Origin of the sequence: Streptosporangium vulgare (genome assembly GCF_042428775.1) — a bacterium.
GTDB classification, from domain to species: Bacteria; Actinomycetota; Actinomycetes; order Streptosporangiales; family Streptosporangiaceae; genus Streptosporangium; species Streptosporangium vulgare.
Genome location: NZ_JBHMBS010000005.1, coordinates 77,674 through 97,505 on the forward strand (window position 1 = coordinate 77,674; position 19,832 = coordinate 97,505).

General features: G+C 71.6%; 19 protein-coding genes. 13 read left to right on the forward strand and 6 right to left on the reverse strand.

Annotated features, from left to right (window positions below):
• Positions 1 to 54 precede the first annotated feature (54 nt).
• From ACFFRH_RS12430 to ACFFRH_RS12440, 3 genes are all read left to right on the forward strand, one after another.
• Complete coding sequence (locus ACFFRH_RS12430; protein ID WP_386156307.1) at positions 55 to 1,305, forward strand: sensor histidine kinase; 1,251 nt, start codon at positions 55 to 57, stop codon at positions 1,303 to 1,305.
• The gene (locus tag ACFFRH_RS12435; protein ID WP_350966815.1) at positions 1,296 to 1,943 is read left to right on the forward strand and encodes a response regulator transcription factor; all 648 of its coding nucleotides are present in this window, start codon (positions 1,296 to 1,298) and stop codon (positions 1,941 to 1,943) included. The genes ACFFRH_RS12430 and ACFFRH_RS12435 overlap by 10 nt, the downstream gene beginning before the upstream one ends.
• Positions 1,944 to 2,141: 198 nt before the next feature.
• Positions 2,142 to 3,038 (forward strand): ribokinase, encoded by an 897-nt coding sequence (locus ACFFRH_RS12440; RefSeq protein ID WP_386156309.1) that lies wholly within the window; start codon positions 2,142 to 2,144, stop codon positions 3,036 to 3,038.
• Between the two features lie 28 nt (positions 3,039 to 3,066).
• On the opposite strand, the gene ACFFRH_RS12445 is transcribed toward ACFFRH_RS12440, so the two are convergent.
• Together ACFFRH_RS12445 and ACFFRH_RS12450 are read right to left on the reverse strand one after the other, a co-directional pair.
• Positions 3,067 to 3,210, reverse strand: coding sequence for a hypothetical protein (locus tag ACFFRH_RS12445; RefSeq protein WP_386156311.1), 144 nt, complete (start codon positions 3,208 to 3,210; stop codon positions 3,067 to 3,069).
• A gap of 144 nt (positions 3,211 to 3,354) precedes the next feature.
• The gene (locus ACFFRH_RS12450; protein WP_386156313.1) at positions 3,355 to 3,765 is read right to left on the reverse strand and encodes a GlcG/HbpS family heme-binding protein; all 411 of its coding nucleotides are present in this window, start codon (positions 3,763 to 3,765) and stop codon (positions 3,355 to 3,357) included.
• Between the two features lie 279 nt (positions 3,766 to 4,044).
• Between ACFFRH_RS12450 and ACFFRH_RS12455 the strand changes: the two genes are divergently transcribed.
• Both ACFFRH_RS12455 and ACFFRH_RS12460 read left to right on the forward strand, forming a co-directional pair.
• On the forward strand, positions 4,045 to 4,926 hold the full coding sequence (locus ACFFRH_RS12455) for a class I SAM-dependent DNA methyltransferase (RefSeq protein ID WP_386156315.1): 882 nt from the start codon (positions 4,045 to 4,047) through the stop codon (positions 4,924 to 4,926).
• A gap of 34 nt (positions 4,927 to 4,960) precedes the next feature.
• A complete protein-coding gene (locus ACFFRH_RS12460) occupies positions 4,961 to 5,962 on the forward strand; it encodes a phosphotransferase enzyme family protein (protein ID WP_386156317.1) in 1,002 nt (333 codons plus the stop codon).
• Positions 5,963 to 6,387: 425 nt separating this feature from the next.
• On the opposite strand, the gene ACFFRH_RS12465 is transcribed toward ACFFRH_RS12460, so the two are convergent.
• Positions 6,388 to 8,226 (reverse strand): tetratricopeptide repeat protein, encoded by a 1,839-nt coding sequence (locus ACFFRH_RS12465; protein ID WP_386156319.1) that lies wholly within the window; start codon positions 8,224 to 8,226, stop codon positions 6,388 to 6,390.
• A 438-nt stretch (positions 8,227 to 8,664) separates the two neighbouring features.
• Positions 8,665 to 9,618, reverse strand: a complete 954-nt coding sequence (locus ACFFRH_RS12470) for an NADP-dependent oxidoreductase (RefSeq protein ID WP_386156806.1) — start codon at positions 9,616 to 9,618, stop codon at positions 8,665 to 8,667.
• Between the two features lie 199 nt (positions 9,619 to 9,817).
• On the opposite strand from ACFFRH_RS12470, the gene ACFFRH_RS12475 reads away from it, so the two are divergent.
• The 4 genes from ACFFRH_RS12475 to ACFFRH_RS12490 all read left to right on the forward strand — a co-directional run bounded on the left by ACFFRH_RS12475 (position 9,818) and on the right by ACFFRH_RS12490 (position 12,880).
• Positions 9,818 to 10,456 (forward strand): class I SAM-dependent methyltransferase, encoded by a 639-nt coding sequence (locus tag ACFFRH_RS12475; protein WP_386156321.1) that lies wholly within the window; start codon positions 9,818 to 9,820, stop codon positions 10,454 to 10,456.
• A gap of 30 nt (positions 10,457 to 10,486) precedes the next feature.
• On the forward strand, positions 10,487 to 11,419 hold the full coding sequence (locus ACFFRH_RS12480; RefSeq protein WP_386156323.1) for a Ppx/GppA family phosphatase: 933 nt from the start codon (positions 10,487 to 10,489) through the stop codon (positions 11,417 to 11,419).
• A 97-nt stretch (positions 11,420 to 11,516) separates the two neighbouring features.
• On the forward strand, positions 11,517 to 12,275 hold the full coding sequence (locus ACFFRH_RS12485; protein WP_344745132.1) for a DUF1206 domain-containing protein: 759 nt from the start codon (positions 11,517 to 11,519) through the stop codon (positions 12,273 to 12,275).
• A gap of 164 nt (positions 12,276 to 12,439) precedes the next feature.
• Entirely contained in the window at positions 12,440 to 12,880 is a 441-nt protein-coding gene (locus tag ACFFRH_RS12490; RefSeq protein WP_344745133.1) for an ATP-binding protein, read from the forward strand.
• A gap of 138 nt (positions 12,881 to 13,018) precedes the next feature.
• Here ACFFRH_RS12490 and ACFFRH_RS12495 read toward each other — a convergent pair whose 3' ends face one another.
• Entirely contained in the window at positions 13,019 to 13,492 is a 474-nt protein-coding gene (locus ACFFRH_RS12495; protein ID WP_344745134.1) for a MarR family winged helix-turn-helix transcriptional regulator, read from the reverse strand.
• A 228-nt stretch (positions 13,493 to 13,720) separates the two neighbouring features.
• Between ACFFRH_RS12495 and ACFFRH_RS12500 the strand changes: the two genes are divergently transcribed.
• Positions 13,721 to 15,049, forward strand: coding sequence for an extracellular catalytic domain type 1 short-chain-length polyhydroxyalkanoate depolymerase (locus ACFFRH_RS12500; RefSeq protein ID WP_386156326.1), 1,329 nt, complete (start codon positions 13,721 to 13,723; stop codon positions 15,047 to 15,049).
• On the opposite strand, the gene ACFFRH_RS12505 is transcribed toward ACFFRH_RS12500, so the two are convergent.
• Complete coding sequence (locus ACFFRH_RS12505) at positions 15,039 to 15,890, reverse strand: PaaX family transcriptional regulator (RefSeq protein ID WP_386156328.1); 852 nt, start codon at positions 15,888 to 15,890, stop codon at positions 15,039 to 15,041. The genes ACFFRH_RS12500 and ACFFRH_RS12505 overlap by 11 nt on opposite strands.
• A gap of 72 nt (positions 15,891 to 15,962) precedes the next feature.
• Between ACFFRH_RS12505 and ACFFRH_RS12510 the strand changes: the two genes are divergently transcribed.
• The 3 genes from ACFFRH_RS12510 to ACFFRH_RS12520 all read left to right on the forward strand — a co-directional run bounded on the left by ACFFRH_RS12510 (position 15,963) and on the right by ACFFRH_RS12520 (position 19,750).
• On the forward strand, positions 15,963 to 16,826 hold the full coding sequence (locus tag ACFFRH_RS12510) for an amidohydrolase family protein (RefSeq protein ID WP_386156330.1): 864 nt from the start codon (positions 15,963 to 15,965) through the stop codon (positions 16,824 to 16,826).
• A gap of 91 nt (positions 16,827 to 16,917) precedes the next feature.
• Entirely contained in the window at positions 16,918 to 18,243 is a 1,326-nt protein-coding gene (locus ACFFRH_RS12515) for an MFS transporter (protein WP_386156332.1), read from the forward strand.
• The gene (locus ACFFRH_RS12520) at positions 18,236 to 19,750 is read left to right on the forward strand and encodes an acyl-CoA synthetase (RefSeq protein WP_386156334.1); all 1,515 of its coding nucleotides are present in this window, start codon (positions 18,236 to 18,238) and stop codon (positions 19,748 to 19,750) included. Before ACFFRH_RS12515 ends, ACFFRH_RS12520 begins: the two co-directional genes overlap by 8 nt.
• The last annotated feature ends 82 nt before the right edge of the window (positions 19,751 to 19,832 follow it).

The window sequence follows — 19,832 nt, forward strand, 5'->3', positions numbered from 1 at the left end:
GTAAGCGGGCACGCAGGGTCGATAGAGGGCGCCGCTCCTCGTAGCGTGGGCGGCATGAGAACCCTCCTCAGCCGCATCGGCGCCGACACCCGCTACCTGGTCGTGGGCTTCCCGCTGTCCATCATCTGGTTCGTCCTGATGGTGGCCGGTTTCGCCGCGGGGGTCGGCTCGGCCGTCGCGTTCGTGGGGCTGCCCATCCTCGCGACGACCCTCCTGGTCGCCCGGGGTTTCGCGGACGTCGAGCGGCGCTGGCTGCCCGAGGTGCTCGGCCGTCCGGTCGCCCGGCCGAGGTATCGGCCGGCCCCGGAGAACGCCGGATGGTTCCGCAGGATGATCAACCCGTTCACCAACGGCCAGTCGTGGCTCGACCTGCTCTACGGCATCGTGGCCTTCCCGATCTCCATCGTCACCTTCGTGCTGGCGGTGGCCTGGTGGGTCGGATCGATCGCCGGCCTCACCTACCCGCTCTACGGGTGGATCGTCTACGCCATCCCCGGCAACGACGGGGGACTCGGCATGCTCCTCGGCCTGGGCGGCAGCCTGTGGGTCGAAGTGATCATCAACACCACCATCGGCGTGCTCTTCGCCCTCACCCTCCCGGTGATCGTGCGGGGCGCCGCGCTCGTCCAGGCCGGGCTCGGCAGGGCCATGCTGACCGGGGTCGCCGAGCTGCACGACCGCATCGACGACCTGGCCGAGGGCCGGGCCGCCGCGGTGTCGGCCGAGGCCAACGCGCTGCGCCGGCTGGAGCGCGACATCCACGACGGGCCGCAGCAGCGCCTGGTCTCCCTGGCCATGGACCTGTCGCGGGCCCAGCGCCAGCTCAGGCGCGACCCGGCGGGCGTCGAGCAGATGCTCGGCCAGGCGATCACCTCCACCCGCGAGACCCTGGACGAGCTGCGCGCCCTCTCGCGCGGCATCGCCCCGCCGATCCTCAGCGACCGCGGCCTCGCCCCCGCGCTCGCCGCGCTCGCCGGGCGCTGCACCATCCCCGTCGAGCTGGACGTCCAGGTGGAGGGCCGCTTCCCCGCCGCCGTGGAGAACACCGTCTACTTCGTCGTCGCCGAGTCGCTCACCAACGTCGCCAAGCACAGCCACGCCACGGTCTGTACCGTGACGCTGAGCAGGACGGGTGACTTCCTCATGCTGACGATCGGGGATGATGGGGTCGGCGGCGCCCATGTCGCCAAGGGGCATGGCCTGTCGGGTCTGGGTGATCGCCTGAAGGCGGTCGACGGTGAGCTGGTGGTCGACTCACCTACCGGAGGACCGACGGTCATAGTGGCGGAGGTTCCGTGCGGGTAGTTGTGGCCGATGACGCGGTGCTCATCAGGGAGGGCCTGATCAGGCTCCTGGAGGAGTTCGGCTGCCAGGTGGTCGCGGCGGTGGGGGACGGCGACGGGCTGGTGGAGGCCGTCGCCGAGCACCGTCCCGACGTCTCGGTGGTGGACGTGCGGATGCCGCCCGGCTTCACCGACGAGGGGTTGCGGGCGGCGGTGGAGGCGCGCCGGAGGGTTCCGGGCACGCCGGTGCTGATCCTGTCCCAGTACGTGGAGGTGTCCTATGCCGACGACCTGCTCGCCGACGCCAGGGGCGCGGTGGGTTACCTGCTCAAGGACCGCGTCGTGGACGTGGACGACTTCATGGGCGGCCTGCGCACGGTCGCGGCCGGGGGGACGGTCTTCGACCCGCAGGTGGTGGCACAGCTGATGGTGCGACGCCGACGCGACGATCCCCTCGCCCAGCTCACCCCGCGAGAGCGCGAGGTGCTCGGCCTGATGGCCGAGGGCAGGTCCAACCCGGCCATCGGCCGCCAGCTGGTGGTCAGCGACGGGGCCGTGGAGAAGCACATCCGCAGCATCTTCGCCAAGCTCGGCCTGTACGCCGAGGACGGCGACCAGCACCGCCGGGTCCTCGCGGTCCTGGCCTACCTGCGTTCCTGATCGCTTTCGAGGCCGCGTTCCCGTGATCACGCTCTCGTATCCGCGCTCTCGCGCCCGTGTTTCCGCGCCGGCGTTTCCGCTCGCGTGCCCTCACATCCGCGCTTCCGTGCCGGTCACGCGCCCTCGCGCCCGCGTTTCCGTGCCCGCGCTCTCACGCCCGCGCCCTCACCTGGGCGTTCCCGGCCGCGAGGAGGAACAGTGATCTCGGTCTTCGGCAGTGCCAACATGGATCTCGTGGCCTACGTCGACGTCGCCCCCGCGCTCGGCGAGACCGTGACCGGCCGCTCCTTCGGCACGGTCCCCGGTGGCAAGGGCGCCAACCAGGCGATCGCCGCCGCGCGGGCGGGCGCCGAGGTGGCCTTCCTCGGGGCGGTGGGCGACGACGCCTTCGGCGCCGAGCTGCGGCGTACGCTGGCCGAGGCGGGGGTCGACGTGACGCGCCTGCGCACCGCTCCCGGCCCCTCGGGCATCGCCCAGATCGTGGTGGACGGCGACGGCGGCAACTCGATCATCGTGGTCCCCGGCGCGAACGGGACCGTGACCGCCCCCTCCGAGGCCGAGATCGAGGTCATCTCCCGGTCGGACATGCTCCTGCTCCAGCTGGAGCTCCCCATCGAGGCCGTCACCGCCGCCGCCAGGGCCGCCCGCGCGGCCGGGACCACCGTGGTCCTCACTCCCGCGCCCGTCCAGCCGCTCCCCGCCGAGCTGCTGGAGGCCGTGGACGTCCTGGTGGCCAACGAGCACGAGGCCGCCGCGATCACCGGCCAGGCCGACCACGAGCGCGCCCTGGAGGAGCTGAGGGGAACGGTCGGCTGGGTGATCATCACCCTGGGGTCGCGCGGAGCGCTCACCGCCTCGGGCGACGGGTCCGCCGTGCGCGTCGAGGCCCCCGCGGTGCCGGTGGTGGACACCACCGCCGCGGGCGACACCTTCGTGGGCGCCCTCGCCGCGGCCCGCGTCGAGCGGCAGCCCGCCGACCTGGCCGTCCGGTTCGCCACCGCGGCCGCGGGCCTGTCCGTCCAGCGCGCGGGTGCCAGCACCTCGATGCCCACCCGCGCCGAGATCGACCGGAGCCTTCCCGGAGCCGGTACCTGATCTCGGCGCGCCGGGGGACGGGGATCTTCTAGCCGTTGATCAGCGAGGTCTCCGACAGCGTGAGCAGGAAGGCCCCGGCGGCGAGCAGCGTGATCGGCCAGGACCGGCTGATGGCGGACCAGATCGCGGCGGCCAGGAAACAGACCAGGGCGAGCAGCACGAGAACGTCCACGGGAATCCTCCAAAGGGTCACCCCCAGACGATCATCGTCTGGGGCAAGCCCTCACTGCCCCTTGCCCATCGGAGGTAACACGTCGCGCCCCTGTTTCATCGGAAGGACGATTTCCATCGACCCGCTTTTTACCGATATATCCGGCTATGCCCCTTCCCAGAGGGCCGCGGCGGCCTCGGCGCAGGCGACGTCCTGGGAAACGGTGCCGCCGCTGACGCCGACCGCCCCCGCCACCTCGCTTCCCATGCGCCCGTCACCGGGCTCCCCGAGCGGGACGCCGCCGCCGAAGCACACGTACCGGTCACCGGCCAGGCCGTACAGCTCGCCTCCGGGCAGGACCAGCGGCGCGAGGTCGGCGGTGGGCATGCGGTGGGCCACCGCGGTGTAGGCCTTGCCGGGGGCGAGGACGGGGCCGGTGATCCGCGCGCCGTCCATCCGCTGGAACGCGACCAGGTGCCCGCCCGCGTCGACCACGGCGACCGAGATGAGCGCGCCCTCCCGCGCGGCCTGCCGCACCGCGGCCTCACACATGCGCAGCGCGAGTTCCAGGTTCACCGATCTCCTCACCGTTTCGAAACCGTTTCGGCGGTCTTCGGCATGGGCGGCCGGGTGGGCGTGCGCCGCCGTTCGGGTGGTGCGAGATGTCATAACGATGGGACGCCCGCGCGAGCCCTTCGGAGGACCGGAACGCGCCGGGAGGGTCGTCCCGAGAGGGAAGTGGCACCCCGGGGCGACATTCCGACGATGTTCACCAAGAGTGATATTTGCCTTGCTCAGGGCTACGATCTCGTCACCGGGGGATCGTCGAGGTGTCGTCCCGACGGGGGGAGAGGCATGCACAGTCACAACCGCGCGAGCGTCGTCCACCAGCTCAGGTACGCCCTCGGCCATCCGGGGCGGATCCCCAGGCACCTGAGACGGCTGACCAGGAACACGTGGCTGCGCCTGGGCAACCGCGACCACATCTCCTACTACCGGGCCGTCATGAGGTCGGAGACCGCGCGCAACCCCCGCGGGGCGGTGGGCAGCAGGTCGTACCGGCGCTGGGTGGCCCTGGGGAAGATGCAGTTCGACTATCTCGTGCGGCACGGCCTGAGGCCCGAGCACCGCCTGCTGGAGATCGGCTGCGGCAACCTGCGGGCCGGGCGCCTGTTCATCGCCTACCTCGACCCCGGGAACTACTACGGCGTCGACATCTCCCCGGACATCCTGATCGCCGCCCAGGAGACCCTCGTCACCTACGGCCTGCGCGACCGGTTCCCGCACCTCCTGCCGGTCGGCGACCTGCGCTTCACCGCCCTGCCCGACCGGGCGTTCGACGTCGTCCACGCCCACAGCGTCTTCTCCCACTCCCCGCTCCACGTGATCGAGGAGTGCCTGCGCAGCGTCGGCCGGATCGTGCGGCCGGGGGGCTGGTTCGACTTCACCTTCGACCGCACCGAGGGCAGGGAGCACCACGTCCTGCGCGAGGACTTCTACTACCGCGCCGAGACCCTGATCGACCTGGCCACCGCGTGCGGGCTCCGGGCGACCCTCATGGACGACTGGGAGCGGCTCCCGCACCGGCAGTCCAAGATCCGCGTCACCTTCCCGGCACCGGCGCCCTCCGAGGACCACGCCGTGGAGGACCAGGCCGTGGAGGGCCCCGCCATGGAGGGCCTCGGCCGCGGGGCCGGGCGGGCGGCGCCGGGGCCCGGGGAGGAATCTCGGATATGATCTGGCGCCTCGCGCGACTGACCTGGAGGAACCGATGCGGGCCCACGACCTGTCCGCCGGAGGCGACGTGCTGGCCCGCGTGCACGCGGTGGCCCGTGAGGCGACCCGGATCCACGGCCTGACCGGCGCCGAGGTCACCCTGGTCAACGTGTCCGAGAACGCCACCTACCGGGTGGACGACCCGGCCACGGGGACGCGGTCCATCCTGCGGGTGCACCGGCTCGGCTACCACTCCACCCCGGCGATCCTGTCCGAGCTGGCCTGGCTGGAGGCGCTCCGCGAGCAGGCCGGGATCCGCACCCCCCGGGTGATCCCGGCTCCCGGCGGCGCCCGGGTGCTGACCGTTCCCGGCCCCGAGCCGCGCGACTGCGTGATGTTCGAGTTCCTGCCCGGTGCCGAGCCGTCCCAGGACGACCCGGTGCCCGGCTTCGAACGGCTCGGTGCCCTCACGGCGCGGATGCACCGGCACGCGCGCGGATGGTCCCGGCCCGAGGGATTCACCCGCTTCCACTGGGACCACGAGGCCGCTCTCGGCGCCGAGTCGCGGTGGGGCCGCTGGCAGGACGGCCTGGGGGTGGGGGCCGAGGCGCGGACCGTGCTGGGACGGCTGGACAAGGAGGTGCGCGAGCGGCTCCACCGCTTCGGCCGCGGCCCGGAACGCTACGGCCTGATCCACGCCGACCTGCGCGCCGCCAACCTGCTCGTGGAGGGTGAGAACCCGCCCGGCGTCATCGACTTCGACGACTGCGGCTTCGGCTGGTACCTCTACGACCTGGCCGCGGCGGTCAGCTTCGTCGAGCACCGCCCCGAGGTGCCCGAGCTGCTCGACGCGTGGGTGCGGGGCTACCGGACCGTCCTGGACCTCCCGGCCGAGGACGAGGCCGAGATCTGGACGTTCGTCCTGTTCCGCCGCCTGCTGCTGGTCGCCTGGATCGGCACCCACGGCGGCGCGGACATCGCCGCGGAACTCGGCGCGGGCTACACCGAGGGCACCTGCGAACTGGCCGAACGCTATCTCGGCGGCTCGTTCGGCTGACGGTCCCGCCCGTCGCCGCCCGTCGCCGTCACCTGCCTGCCGCCCATCATCCGTCGGCACCGTCACCCGTCACACGTCTCAGTCCGTCTCCGCCTCCGTTCGCTTCCGCCTGTCTCCTTCCATCTCCGTCCGCCCCGCGCGGGCGCGGCATTCGCGTACGGGGCGTCCGGTGGCGTGGCGCACGGTGACCGCGCATCGGGAAATCGCTCCTATCCACCCGCCGGTATCGGGGATACGGGAGGGGAAATATCAGACGCCGCGTACATCACCGTGTGTATAACGGATATTCGGATAACGGGATTATCCCGGATGGTGTCACCGCCTTACCGGCCGTGACTTTCCCGGCCGATAAGGCGGTGCTTCCGCCCGAATCCGGAATGTTTTCCGGCGCCCTCGTCCCGGCCCCGGCCGGGGGTCGGGTGAGGTCAGGACTTCAGCTCGCGCCTGATGTCCTCGTCGTCCGGGGCGAGCTCCAGCGCGCGGGTGAGATCGGCGGCCGCCTCCTCGTCGCGTCCGGCGGCGCGCAGCGCCATCGCCCGGTTGAACAGCAGGGCGGGGTCGTCCCCGGCGTCGAGGGCCCGGGTGAAGTCCGCGACGGCGCCCTCGGGGTCGCCGGTCTCGAACGACAGGAGCCCCCGGTTCGCCCAGGCCGCCGAGAGCGAGGGCGCGAGCTCCAGGGCACGGTCGAAGGCGGTGCGCGCCCTGTCGTAACGGCCCTCCGCGGTCTCCACCTGGCCCAGCGCGCACAGCAGGTACGGGTTGGCGGGATCGATCGCGAGCCCGCTCTCCGCGTCCGCCCTGGCGGCGGCGTACTCGCCGAGCGCGGCCAGCAGGCCCGCCCGGTTGGCCAGGCCGTCCACGAACTCCGGGTCCAGCTCCAGCGCGTGGTCCAGGTCGGCGAGCGCGCCCCGGTGGTCACCCGCGGAGAAGCGGATCTCGGCCCGGTTGTAGTAGGGCTCGGGGAAGGGCGGGCCGACCCGCATCGCCGTCTCGTAGTCGGCGACCGCCGCGTCCATCCGGCCCAGCCGGTGCAGCAGGTTGCCCCGGTCGATGTAGTAGTCGGGATAGCCGGGGTCGGCCGCGATCACCGCGTCCAGGTCCTCCAGCGCCTCCTCGGGGCGGCCCAGCATCACGGCGAGCTGCGCCCTGTTGGCCAGCAGCACCAGCCGGTGTATGGGGTGCTCGCCGGGCCGCAGGTCGCGATCGGCCAGGGCGACGGCCTCCTCGACCAGCTCCAGGGCCTTGGCGGGACGGCCGCGCCGCACCTCCACCAGCGCCCGGCCGTTGAGGTCGAACCCCATCTTGAACGCCCGCTCACGCGGGTCGGGCAGCAGCGAGGAGATGGCGATCGCCTGGTTCACCAGTGCCAGCGCGGCCTCGGGGTCGCGCCGGGCCCGGTCGTGGTGGCGCACCTTCAGCATCCCGGTGGCGTAGGCGGCCGAGGCGTGGACCGTGGGGGAGAGGCTCTCCCGCCTGGCCAGGTCGAACAGCGCCTCCGACTCGTCCTCGCGGCCCAGCGCGGCGAGCGCGGTCGCGGTGCTGTGCAGGATCCGCCACCAGGTCGCGGGATCGTCCTCGGGATCGGTGAGACGCAGGGCACGCCGGCCGAGATCCACCACGGCGTCGTGGTAGCCCTCGTCCAGGCACCACTGCACCGCGAACAGGAACGCCTCCACCGCCCTCACCGGGTCGCCGCCGCGCTCGCGGTGGTACGGGATCGCGCCGAGCCGCGCGCCGACGGTCCCCTCCCGCTCCAGCTCGTCGGCGAGGGCGTCGTGCGCTTCCGTGCCGGGCGGCTCCTCGGGGGCGGTCCGCTCGCGGGTCACCACGGTCAGCAGCTCCCCGGGGACACGGCGCCGCAGCACCGTCAGGAGCTCCAGGTCCGTGGGGTCGGCCAGGTCGACGTTCTCGACGACGAGCGTGCGGGGGCCGGTTTCCGACAGGTGCTCACGGACGAACTCGGCCAGGCCGTTGGCCAGGCGCAGCGTGCGGCGCGGCGCGTGCACCAGGATCCGTTCCGCGCCGGGCAGGCTCGCGGCCACCGACCGGCGCCGGGCGGGGATCAGATCACGCAGGTCGGGCGCCACGGCGCGCAGTTCGATGTCGTAGCGGGCGACGAGCTCGGGCCGGGCGGCGGGCAGCAGCGCGGCGACGATCGCGCCCCCGGCGGTGTACGGCCCGCGCAGGCGCCGGTCCGCGTCCACCGCGGGCAGCGGCGGTGCGGGAAGAGACGGGTTGCCCTGCGGGTATGGTCCCCGGCTCACCGGACTCCTTTAACTCGATTAGCTGATATTTGATGATATGGCTTCGCCGGGAGCCGGCGCCCATCCCTGGACGCCGGTTCTGCGTTTCCGTCTCAGCCGACGTGCTTAGGACTGGCCGTGCCGCTGAGTGCGATGGTGCCAGGCTTGTGGACAATGACACGCTTCATTATTGACCTTCCTTGCGAATAAGAACAAATTGCAAGTATTCGCAATAATCGCCCATACTGACAAGATCTATTACTTATCGTGGCCGGATCCGGACAATCCCCTGGACAGGGGCCGCACGGTGGTGTCGGGGGAATCGGCGCGGCCCGCCCGGGATTCGGACCCGTCCGGAGTCGTCACCGGCACGCGCCCAAGGGGGCGCGCCACCCCGCCCGTCATCCACCCGCCGCCCGTCCGCGTCGTGGCGGACGGAGTGGCGCGCGACGGGGGGCGTCAGGGGGCGACCCGCAGGACGATCTTGCCCTTGGCGCGTCCGCCGCCGAGCCGCTCGTGGGCCGCGGCGGCCTCGTCGAGCGGGAACACCTCCTCGACCTCGGGGGCGATCAGCCCGCCGTCGATCAACTCGGCGATCTGGGCCAGGGCGGCTCCGTCCGGCTCCACCAGGAACGCGCGGGCGCGAAGCCCCCGCGCCTCGGCGGCGCGAAGCAGGTCGGGGGAGGCGCCCGAGGGCACCGGGACGAGCAGCCCGCCGGGGCGGAGGACGTCGAGGGAGCGCGTGCTCGTCGCGTCGTGCTCGTCCCCGACCAGGTCGACGACCACGTCCACGTCGCGCACCACGTCCTCGAAGCGGACGGCCGTGTAGTCGACGAGCTCGTCGGCCCCCAGCCCGCGCAGCCAGTCGTGCTTGCCGGCGCGGGCGGTGCCGATCACGTACGCGCCGAGGTGCTTGGCGATCTGGACGGCGAGGTGCCCGACGCCGCCCGCGGCGGCGTGGACGAGGACGCGCTGTCCCGGGGCGACCTTCGCGGTGTCCACCAGGACCTGCCACGCGGTCAGCGAGGCCAGCGGCATGGCGCCGGCCTCGTCGTGCCCCAGGGAGCGCGGCTTGCGGGTGAACTGACGCGACGGCGCGGTCACGAACTCGGCGTAGGCGCCGGCCTGGCGCGGGAACCACGGCATGCCGTACACCTCGTCCCCCGCCTCCAGGGTGCTCACCCCGAAGCCGGTCTCCTCGACGACACCGGAGACGTCCCAGCCCAGGACGAAGGGCGGGTCCCCCAGGACCCCGGCCATGCCCTTGCCCGCCCTGGTCTTGAGGTCCACCGGGTTCACCCCCGCCGAGACGACCCGTACCAGCACCTCGGTGGGCAGCGGCTCCGGGCGCTCCACCCGGACCGGACGCAGCACCTCGGGGCCGCCGAAGGTGTCCTGGCTGATCGCTCGCATCTGGGTCACGATGGCTCTCCCCGGTCTCTCGCCGTTCTTCCCGCAGGTGGCCGCCCGTGAGGGGCGGTGTGGATCACGCTACCCCTCCGGTCCCCGGCGACCCGGTCGCCCTGCCGTCCGCCGGGGCGCGAGCCGTGCCGGACGTCCTCGCGCCCGGGTCGCCGCGGGCGGCTCCCGCCGGAGGTGAGAGCCTGGTGCGGTGAGAGAACCGAGGAGCCGCTGGGCGGACATCGCGGGGGACGACGCCGGGGAGCGGTACGCCGAGAGGTTCGCCCGGCTGGCCGAGTCCGGGGCGGACACGCACGGCGAGGCGCGCCTGTGCGCGGAGCTGCTGCCGCCGGGCGCGCGGGTGCTGGACGCCGGATGCGGCACCGGGCGGGTGGCGATCCGGCTGGCCGAGCTGGGGTACGACTGCGTGGGCGTCGATCTCGACGCGTCCATGCTCGACGTCGCCCGGCGGGCCGCGCCGCGGCTGCCCTGGATCCTGGCCGACCTCAGCGACCTCGGTGACGGGGAGGATCACGCCGTACGGAAGGGGGGATCCTTCGACATGGTCGTCGCCGCGGGCAACGTCATCCCGCTGCTCGCCCCCGGGACCGAGGCGCGGGCCGTCGCGGGGCTCGCGGCGCTGCTGCGGCCCGGCGGGCTGCTGGTGAGCGGGTTCGGGCTGGACACCGCGCACCTCCCGCTCGCCTCGGCGACGGTCACCCTGGCGGACTACGACGACTGGTGCCGGGCGTCCGGGCTCACCCCGCTGCGACGCCTGGCCACCTGGGACGGCGCTCCCTACGACGGCGGCGGATACGCGGTGAGCGTCCACACGCGCACCGCTGCCTGACGGGCCTCGCGGGAGTAGTAACTTCATCCCATGCGACTGGGCGTTCTCGACATCGGTTCCAACACGGTCCATCTGCTGGTGATGGACGCGCACCGGGGTGCCCGGCCGCTGCCGGCGTACTCCCACAAGGTGGACCTGAGGCTTTCCGAGCACATGGAGGACGGCAACCGCCTTTCCGCGCGGGGCGCCGCGCGGCTGCGGGAGTTCGTCGAGGAGGCGCTGCGGCTCGCCGAGGACAAGGGTGTCGAGGACCTCATGGCCTTCGCGACGTCCGCGGTGAGGGAGTCGGTGAACGGCGAGGAGGTCCTCGCCGGGATCAAGGCCGACACGCAGGTCGACATCGAGGTGCTGTCGGGCCAGGACGAGGCGAGGCTGACGTTCCTGGCCGTGCGCCGCTGGTTCGGGTGGTCGTCCGGGCGGCTGCTGGTGCTGGACATAGGGGGAGGGTCGCTGGAGATCGCCTCGGGCATCGACGAGCAGCCCGACGCGGCGGTGTCGATCCCGCTGGGGGCCGGCCGGCTCACCCGAGACTTCTTCACCGCCGACCCGCCGCCCGCCGACGAGGTACGGGCGCTGCGCAGGCACGTACGGACCGAGATCGCCCGCACGGTGGGAAACGTGTCCCGGTACGGCCAGGCCGACCACGCGGTGGCGACGTCCAAGACGTTCAGGCAGCTCGCCAGGATCGCCGGGGCGGCACCCTCGCACGAGGGGCAGTCCGTACGCCGGGTGCTCAGGCACGCGGACCTGGTCGGGTGGACCGACCGGTTGATCAGGATGAGCACGAGGGAGCGGGCCGAGCTGCCCGGCGTCTCCGAGGGGCGGGCGCCTCAGCTGCCGGCCGGGGCGATCGTCGCCGACGCCGCGATGGACCTGTTCGGGGTGGCCCAGCTGGAGGTCTGTCCCTGGGCGCTGCGTGAGGGAGTGATCCTGCGCCGGCTGGACGCGATGCCGGAACGGTGAGGTTTACCAGGGCGTGCACAGGTAAGAGCGCATGGTTATGAACAGCCCTCAGGCACACGCGGAAGGTGCCGCTCGCAGAGCGGCCAACAGTCAGACGTTGGACAGGCTGGCGCGGGTCGGCATGGCCTGCCGGGGTGTCCTCTACGGTGTCATCGGTTTCCTCGCCCTGCAGATCGCCTTCGGCGGGGGAAGCGGCGGCAAGGAGGCCGACAAGACCGGCGCCATCGAGATGGTGGCCGAGCAGCCGTTCGGCACGTTCCTGCTCTGGCTCATGGTCGTCGGGTTCGTCGCCCTGGTCGTCTGGCAGCTGTCGGAGGCCATCATGGGCCGCGGACAGACCAAGGACCGGGTGGAGTCGGGCGCCCGGGTGGCGGTCTACTCGCTGATCGTGGCCACGCTGCTCGGCGTGCTGCTGCGCGGCGACTCCGGTGCCTCGATGGACAGCCAGTCGAAGGACATCACGGCCACGCTGATGGACCTGCCCCTCGGGCAGTTCATCGTGGGCCTGGTGGGCCTGGGCCTGATCGGCCTGGGTGCCTACTGGATCAATCAGGGCTGGAAGAAGAAGTTCCTCCAGGACCTGCGCACCGGCGAGATGCCCGCGAGGGCGCGAGACCTCGCCGAGAAGTTCGGCATGGCGGGATACATCGCCCGTGGCGTGATCGCCGCGGCCGCCGGTGTCTTCGTCATCCAGGCCGCGATCACCTACGACCCCGACAAGGCCAAGGGCATCGACTCGACGCTGCGCTCGCTGGCCGAGACCCCCGTCGGTCCGTGGCTGCTCGGCGTTGTCGCGATCGGCCTGCTGCTGTTCGCGGCCTACTGTTTCTTCGAGGCTCGCTGGCACCGCGTGTGACGGATGGAACCGCACGGTACGCCAGGTGCGGACACGCAGGTGAAGGGGCCTTTGGCAAGCCCCACCTGTCTATCCGGTAAGTGATCGCATTCCTACTTTTCCGAGACATCTTCCCCGTCGAGCTCCGCGTCTTCCCAGAAGTGAAACAGCATCGGAGGGGGCGTATGGACTCGTCGGAGTACGACGGCAGTGAATGGGTTCTCCGCCTGGCGGGGTCCCCCGACCAGGTGGTCAGAGCCCGCCGCCTGGTCTCGATGACCCTGGGGCGAGACCATCCCCTCCACGACGACTGCGTCCTGCTGACCAGCGAGATCGCCACCAACGCGGTGATCCACTCCCGCTCGGGGGACGGAGGGGCGTTCACCGTCACGGTGGCCTACTCCGCGACGGGGGTGCGGGTCTCGGTCCAGGACGAGGGCTCCTCGCAGGCCCCCTGTGTGTGCCGCGCCTCGGCCGACGCGACAGGGGGCCGCGGCCTGCCCTTGCTGGAGGCGCTCGCCCACCGCTGGGGGATGGTCAGGGAGGCCGGGTCCAACAAGGTGTGGTTCGAGCTGGTGCTGGAGATGGCCGGGCTGCGCGCGGGCAGCCTGGCCGGCGCCCGCTGACACGCGACGGCACCCATGCGACGAGATGGCCTCGCCGTTCGCGGCGGAGCGGCAGCGCGGTGAAGCGACAGCGCGGTAAAGCGGCGGAGCAGTGAAGCGGCGGAGCGGCGGAGCGGTGAAGCGGTGGCAGGGCCCGCCTCACGGGCCCGAGGCGGGTGGGCGCAAGGCTCGCGTGCAGAGGGTGAGGCCCTCCACCAGCGTGGTGCGCGTGGCGTCGTCGACCTCGCCGAGCATGTCCTCCTCGATGCCGTCGAGCGAACGGTCGCACTGCCGTAGCGCCGCCTGCCCCTCACGGGTGAGACGGGCGCACAGCACCCGGCCGCCGTCCGGATGCGCCTCACGCTTGATCAGGCCGCGTTGCTCCAGCTCGCGGACGACCAGGTTCATCGCCTGTGGCGTGACGAAGGCGATGCGGGCCAGCTCGGCCGAGGAGAGTCCGGCGCGCATGCGCAGCTCGCTGAGCGCCATGTACTCGGTCGTCGTGATGCCGTACCGGACGAGCGTCTCGTCGAGCCGGGCGCGGATGCGACGTTCCAGCCGGTAGACCAGGTAGCTCAGGCGGGGTGCCGGTTTGACCGGCTGGTCGGCTGCGGGGATGCGGCGCGAGGTCACCGGACGACCATAACCGGCGATGTAAGTTTCGTGGCCCCAATATCAAGCTACTTGATAACAAATCGCTTGATAACCAGCGCAAGCAGCGGTTTTCCGTAGATGAGGGGTCAAGATCCTAAACGGGTGCGGCTTGACCGCCCGTCCGCGTCGTCTCTATACCGGCTGATGTCAGGACGAGTCGGCGTCCCGGTCTCGTGCGTCAAGCGAACATCAAGTAGAGGAGAGCCGATGAGACGATTGACCGCTGTGCTCGCGGCCGCCGGTGCGGCGGTGCTGTACGCCGCCACGACCCTGGTGGGCGGACAGCCCGCCGCCGCGGCCACCCTGACCGAGGTGACCGGCTTCGGCGCCAACCCCGGCAACCTGCGGATGCACCTCTACGTGCCGGACAACGTACAGGCCAGCCCCGCGATCGTGCTCGCCATGCACGGCTGCGGCGGCTCCGGTCCGGGCTTCTACTCGGGTTCGGAGTTCCGGACCCTCGCCGACCAGCATGGTTTCATCGTCATCTACCCGTCGGCGTCCAAGAAGGGCAACTGCTTCGACTCCTGGTCCGCCGCGTCGCACGTACGCGACGGGGGCAGCGACCCGGTCTCGCTGATGTCGATGATCACCCACACGCGGCAGCGCTACAACGGTGACGCCAACCGTATCTACGTCACCGGAAGCTCCGCCGGCGGCATGGAGACCAACATCATGCTCGGCAACTATCCCGACGTCTTCAAGGCCGGGGCGGCGTTCATGGGGGTGCCGTACGGCTGCTTCGCGAACGAGGCCGACTACATTCCCTCGCCCGGCGCGAGCAACTGCGCCTCCGGGCGGATCAGCAAGACGCCCCAGCAGTGGGGGGACCTGGTCCGTGCCGCCTACCCCGGGTACAACGGGCCCCGGCCGCGTGTCCAGCTCTGGCACGGCACCACGGACAACCTCGTGTACTACGCCACCCACCAGCAGGCGATCGACCAGTGGACCAACGTGTTCGGCCTGAGCCAGACGCCCACCGCCACGGACACGCCGCAGCCGAACTGGAACCGCCGCCGCTACGCCGACGCCTCCGGCACGGTGCGGGTCGAGGCGTACAGCATCCAGGGGGCCGGGCACAGCCTGCCGATGAGCGGGATGGCCGCCGCCGCGATCCAGTTCTTCGGGCTCACCGGCGGGCCGAGCCCGTCGCCGACTCCTTCACCGACCCCGACTCCTTCACCGACTCCGACCCCCACCCCGACTCCCGACCCGGGCACCGGGTGCAGGGTCACCTACCTTCCCAGCACATGGAACAACGGCTTCACCGCCGACGTCACCGTGACGAACACCGGCGCGACCCCCGTCAACGGCTGGACCGTGACCTGGAGCTGGCCGGGGAACCAGCGGGTCACCAGCGCCTGGAACGCCACGGTGACCCAGTCGGGCTCCCAGGTCAGCGCGCGCAACCTCTCCTACAACGGCACCATCGCCCCGCAGGCCCGGACCTCTTTCGGGTTCCAGGGCACCTACAGCGGCACGAACTCGACCCCGGCCGCGTTCGCGCTGAACGGGACCTCCTGCGTCATGGGGTGATTCCGTCGAGGAGGTCGCCGGCCACTTTCAGGGCGGGCCGTTCGTACTCCATCGCGCGTGCGTGAAAGACCTGCTCGGCCCGGATCGCGGGCCAGTCCGCGGGGAGGTGCTCGGCCGGCAGGTGGGGATCCTGCCGGACGAGCTGCAGCCAGTCGGTGTGCAGCAACAGTTGCCGTACGAGATCGTCCGGCGCGTCGGGAAGTGGCCGGGTGACGTCCCACCTGGCGAGGAACGCCCGATAGCGCCGGGCGATCTGCTCGATGTCGAAGGCCTTCGCGACCAGGTCGGCGGCCTCGGTGGGTCTGAACGCCCTGGCGGTCAGCACCGTGACGTGGTCGTCCACGTCCAGCGCGTCGAACACGTCGGTGACCTCCTTCGTGCCCGGAGCGATCCACAGCCCGCTCTGCAACGGGCCGAACCCGGCCCAGACAAGCCGGGAGCGCAGGTCGTGGCGGGTGCTGCGCCGGCTGTCCGGCAGGGAGAACCCGACGACCGTCCAGGTGCCGTCCCAGTCGCGGTTCACCGCTCCGGTCTCCCAGATCCGCCGGCGCCCGTCCCGGAGCACCGCCTCGGCGTACGGGGTGAGCTCGATGTACGCCTTGCGTCCCACCCGGAGCCGGGTCACGAGGTCGCGCTTCACCATGCGGGCGAGCGTGGACCGGACGGCCTCCTCGGAGACGCCGAGGCGGGCGAACACCTCGATGACGCTGCCCGAGGAGATGGCGGTGCCGCGGTCCAGCGCGTAGATGCCGAGGAAGCTGAATATCAGGGACTGCGGGCGCACGACCGGCACTGCCAGTACTGCCGGCGCCGCCGGTTCGTCTTCGCCGCCGATGGTCACACCGAAAGCGTAGACGGACCGGATGTCAGGCACATAATTGACGGAAGTCAGATATATGCCCGAGGAGAGCTCATGAACGTCGACGAACTGGTCGCCATAGACGTGCACACGCACGCGGAGGTCTCCGCCGACGGGCACGCCTCGCTCGGTGACGAGCTGGCCGGCGCCTCGGCGAAGTACTTCAAGGGGCACTCCCGGCCCACCGTCCCCGAGATGGCCGCCTACTACCGCGAGCGCGGGATGGCGGCGGTGGTGTTCACCGTCGACGCCGAGCACGCCACCGGCCATCCGCGCATCTCCAACGAGGAGGTCGCGGCGAGCTGCGCCGCCCACGCCGACGTGCTGATCCCTTTCGCCAGCGTCGACCCGTGGAAGGGCAGGGCCGGTGTCCGTGAGGCGCGCAGGCTCGTGGCCGAGCATGGCGTGCGCGGCTTCAAGTTCCATCCGAGCGTCCAGGGCATGGCGCCCGACGACCGGGCGGCCTACCCCCTCTACGAGGCGATCGAGGAGATGGGCGTGCCCGCGCTGTTCCACACCGGCCAGACCGGCATCGGCGCCGGCCTGCCCGGCGGGGGCGGGATCCGGCTGAAGTACTCCAACCCGATGCTGGTCGACGACGTCGCCGTGGACTTCCCCGAACTGCGCATCATCCTCGCCCACCCGTCCTTCCCCTGGCAGGACGAGGCTCTGGCGGTCGCCACGCACAAGCCGTACGTCTACATCGACCTGTCCGGATGGTCGCCGAAGTACTTCCCCCCGCTGCTCGTCCGGTACGCCAACACGCTGCTGAAGGACAAGGTGCTCTTCGGGTCCGACTACCCGATGATCACGCCGGACCGGTGGCTCGCCGACTTCGACGCCCTCGACATCAAACCCGAGGTCCGCCCGAAGATCCTCAAGGACAACGCCGCCCGCCTGCTCGGGCTCACCTCCTAATATCGGGCAAAGTATTGACGTCCGTCACGAATGTGCCTAACCTCCGGGCAAGCAAGCGCAGCAGTTCGCTCTCGGACTGAGGAGCTCGGTCATGACGAACCCGTCGGCCCACCCCCCCAACCAGGTTCAGCTCCGTCGCGCGGTGGCCTCCAGCTTCCTGGGCAGCGTCATCGAGTACTACGACTTCCTGCTGTACGCCACGGCCTCGGCGGTGGTCTTCAGCAAGATCTTCTTCTCCTCGCTCGACCCGCTCACGGCCACGGTCGCCAGCTTCGGCACCTTCGCCACGGGCTACCTCGCCAGGCCGCTCGGCGGAGTGATCTTCGGCCACTTCGGCGACAAGCTCGGCCGCAAGCGCATGCTGGTCCTGACCATGACCCTGATGGGTCTCGCCAGCTTCCTCATCGGCGTGCTCCCCACCTACGAGCAGATCGGCGCCCTCGCCCCCGTCGCCCTCGTCGTCCTCCGCGTGCTGCAGGGCGTCGCCATCGGAGGCGAATGGGGAGGCGCCGTGCTGATGTCCGCCGAGCACGCGACCAGCCGCCGCGGCCTGTGGGCGGGCTTCACCAACGCCGGAGCCCCGTTCGGCATGGTGCTCTCCACCGGGGTGCTCAGCGGCACCGCGGCCGTCGTGGGCGAGGAGGCGTTCCTGAGCTGGGGCTGGCGGGTGCCGTTCCTGCTCAGCGTCCTGCTCCTGGCGGTCGGCCTGTTCGTCCGGCTGCGGGTCGAGGAGACCCCCGTGTTCGAGGCGGACGGCGGCCGCGCCGCCCGGATGCCGTTGCTGGAGGTGTTCCGCCACCATCCGAGGACACTGCTTCTCGGGGTGGGCGTCGGGTTGTCCGCGTTCGTGGCCCAGGGCACGCTGACCACCTATCTCATCGCCTACGGCGTCCGGACCGGTTTCACCCGGCAGGCCGTGCTGAACGGCCTCACGCTCTCCTCCGCGCTGGCCGTGGTGGGCATCGTCGCCTGGGCGGCGCTCTCGGACCGGGTCGGACGCCGTCCGGTCGTGCTGGCGGGAGCGCTGCTCATGGCCGGGTTCGGCTTCGCCCTGTTCCCGATGGTGAACACCGGCAGCGTCGCCGTGCTCGTCATCGCCCTGGTGCTGGGCCAGGCGGTCATCCACCCGCTGATGTTCGGCCCGCTCGCGGCGCTGTACGCCGAGCTCTTCCCCACGAGAAACCGCTACACCGGCGCCTCGCTCGGCTACCAGATCGCCGGACTCGGCGCCGGCCTGGGCCCGTTGCTCTTCGCCCAGCTGGACGCCTCCTCCGGCGGCGGCGGCACGACGACGATCTCGGTGATCATCGCCGCCTGCTGCCTGCTGACCGTGGTCTGCGTACTGGCCCTGCGCGAGACCAGCGCCGACGACCTCACCTCGGACGCCCCGGCGGTCCCCGCCCCCACCGATGCGTAACGCCGGGCTCGGAGGCTGGCCCGCCCGCCGGGCCCTGATGAGCCCGGGCCGCACCGCGTTCGTCCTCGCGGACCGGTCGGTCAGCTACGCCGACGTCCACGAGCGGGCGACCCGCCTGGCGTCGCGGATGCGCGAGGAGGGGATCCGGGCGGGGGCCCGGGTCGCCTACCTCGGCCCCAACCACGTCGCCTTCGCCGAGACGATGTTCGCCACCCACATGCTGGGTGGCGTCTTCGTCCCGCTGAACTTCCGGCTCGCCGCTCCCGAGATCGCCTACATGCTCCGGCACTCGGGCGCGTCGCTCCTCGTCTACGACCCCGGCTGCGCGGAGACGGTACGCCACCTGCCCGGCCCGGACACGGTCGTGGCCCTGCGGTCGCCCGCCCCCGGGGAGCACGACTTCGAGAACTGGGTGGCGGGGGGCGATTTCGATCCCGTCGACGTCCCGGTGGCGCTCGACGACGTCGCCCTGATCCTCTACACCTCCGGCACGACCGGCCGTCCCAAGGGCGCGATGCTCAGCCACGCCAACCTGGTGTGGAACTGCTTCAACATGATGATCGGCGTGGACGTGACGAGCACCGAGGTGACGCTTATCGGCGCGCCGCTCTTCCACGTCGCGGCCCTGAACCAGACGATGCTGCCGACCTTCCTCAAGGGCGGCACCTCGGTGATCATGCCGTCCTGGGACGCCGAGCTCTGTTACGACCTCGTCGAGAGGCACCGTGTGACGTGGATGTTCGGCGTCACCGCGATGTTCGCCGACCTCGTCCGGTCGCCGCGCTGGGCGACCGCCGACCTCTCGTCGCTGCGCACCCTCATGTCCGGAGGCGCCGCCGTCCCCATGACGCTGATCCGCGCCTACCAGGAGAGGGGCCTGGTCTTCTGCCAGGGCTACGGGCTGACCGAGACCGCGCCCGGCGCGACCTTCCTCGACGCGGGCGAGAGCGTGCGCAAGGTGGGCTCGGCCGGGGTCCCGGTCTTCTTCTCCGACGTGCGCGTGGTCCGCCCCGATCTCACTCCGGCACCGGCCGGGGAGCCCGGCGAGGTCCTCGTCCAGGGGCCGAACGTCACCCCCGGCTACTGGCGTGACCCGGAGGCGACGGCCGCCGCGCTGAGCGAGGACGGCTGGTTCCGCTCCGGCGACATCGCGATCGTGGACGAGGAGGGCCACCTGACCATCGTCGACCGGGTCAAGGACATGTACATCTCCGGCGGGGAGAACGTCTACCCGGCGGAGGTCGAGAACGTGCTCTTCGCGCATCCGGCGGTGGCGGAGGCCGCCGTGGTGGGGATGCCGGACCGGAAGTGGGGCGAGGTGGGCCGCGCCTTCGCCGTGCTCCGTCCGGGCGCCGCCGTCACCCCCGGCGAACTGGTGGAGTTCCTCCGTCCCCGGCTCGCGAAGTACAAGATCCCCGTCCGTTTCGAGATCGTCGACGCGCTGCCGAAGACGGGGTCGGGCAAGATCCGCAAATCCGAGCTCCGCGACCGCCCCCTGCCCGGATGAGGGCGGGACCCCGCGGCCGTCCGGCCCCGCGGGTCACGAAGGCGCGACCGGCTCCGGTGGCCCGCTGGATCGGCGGGTCGGT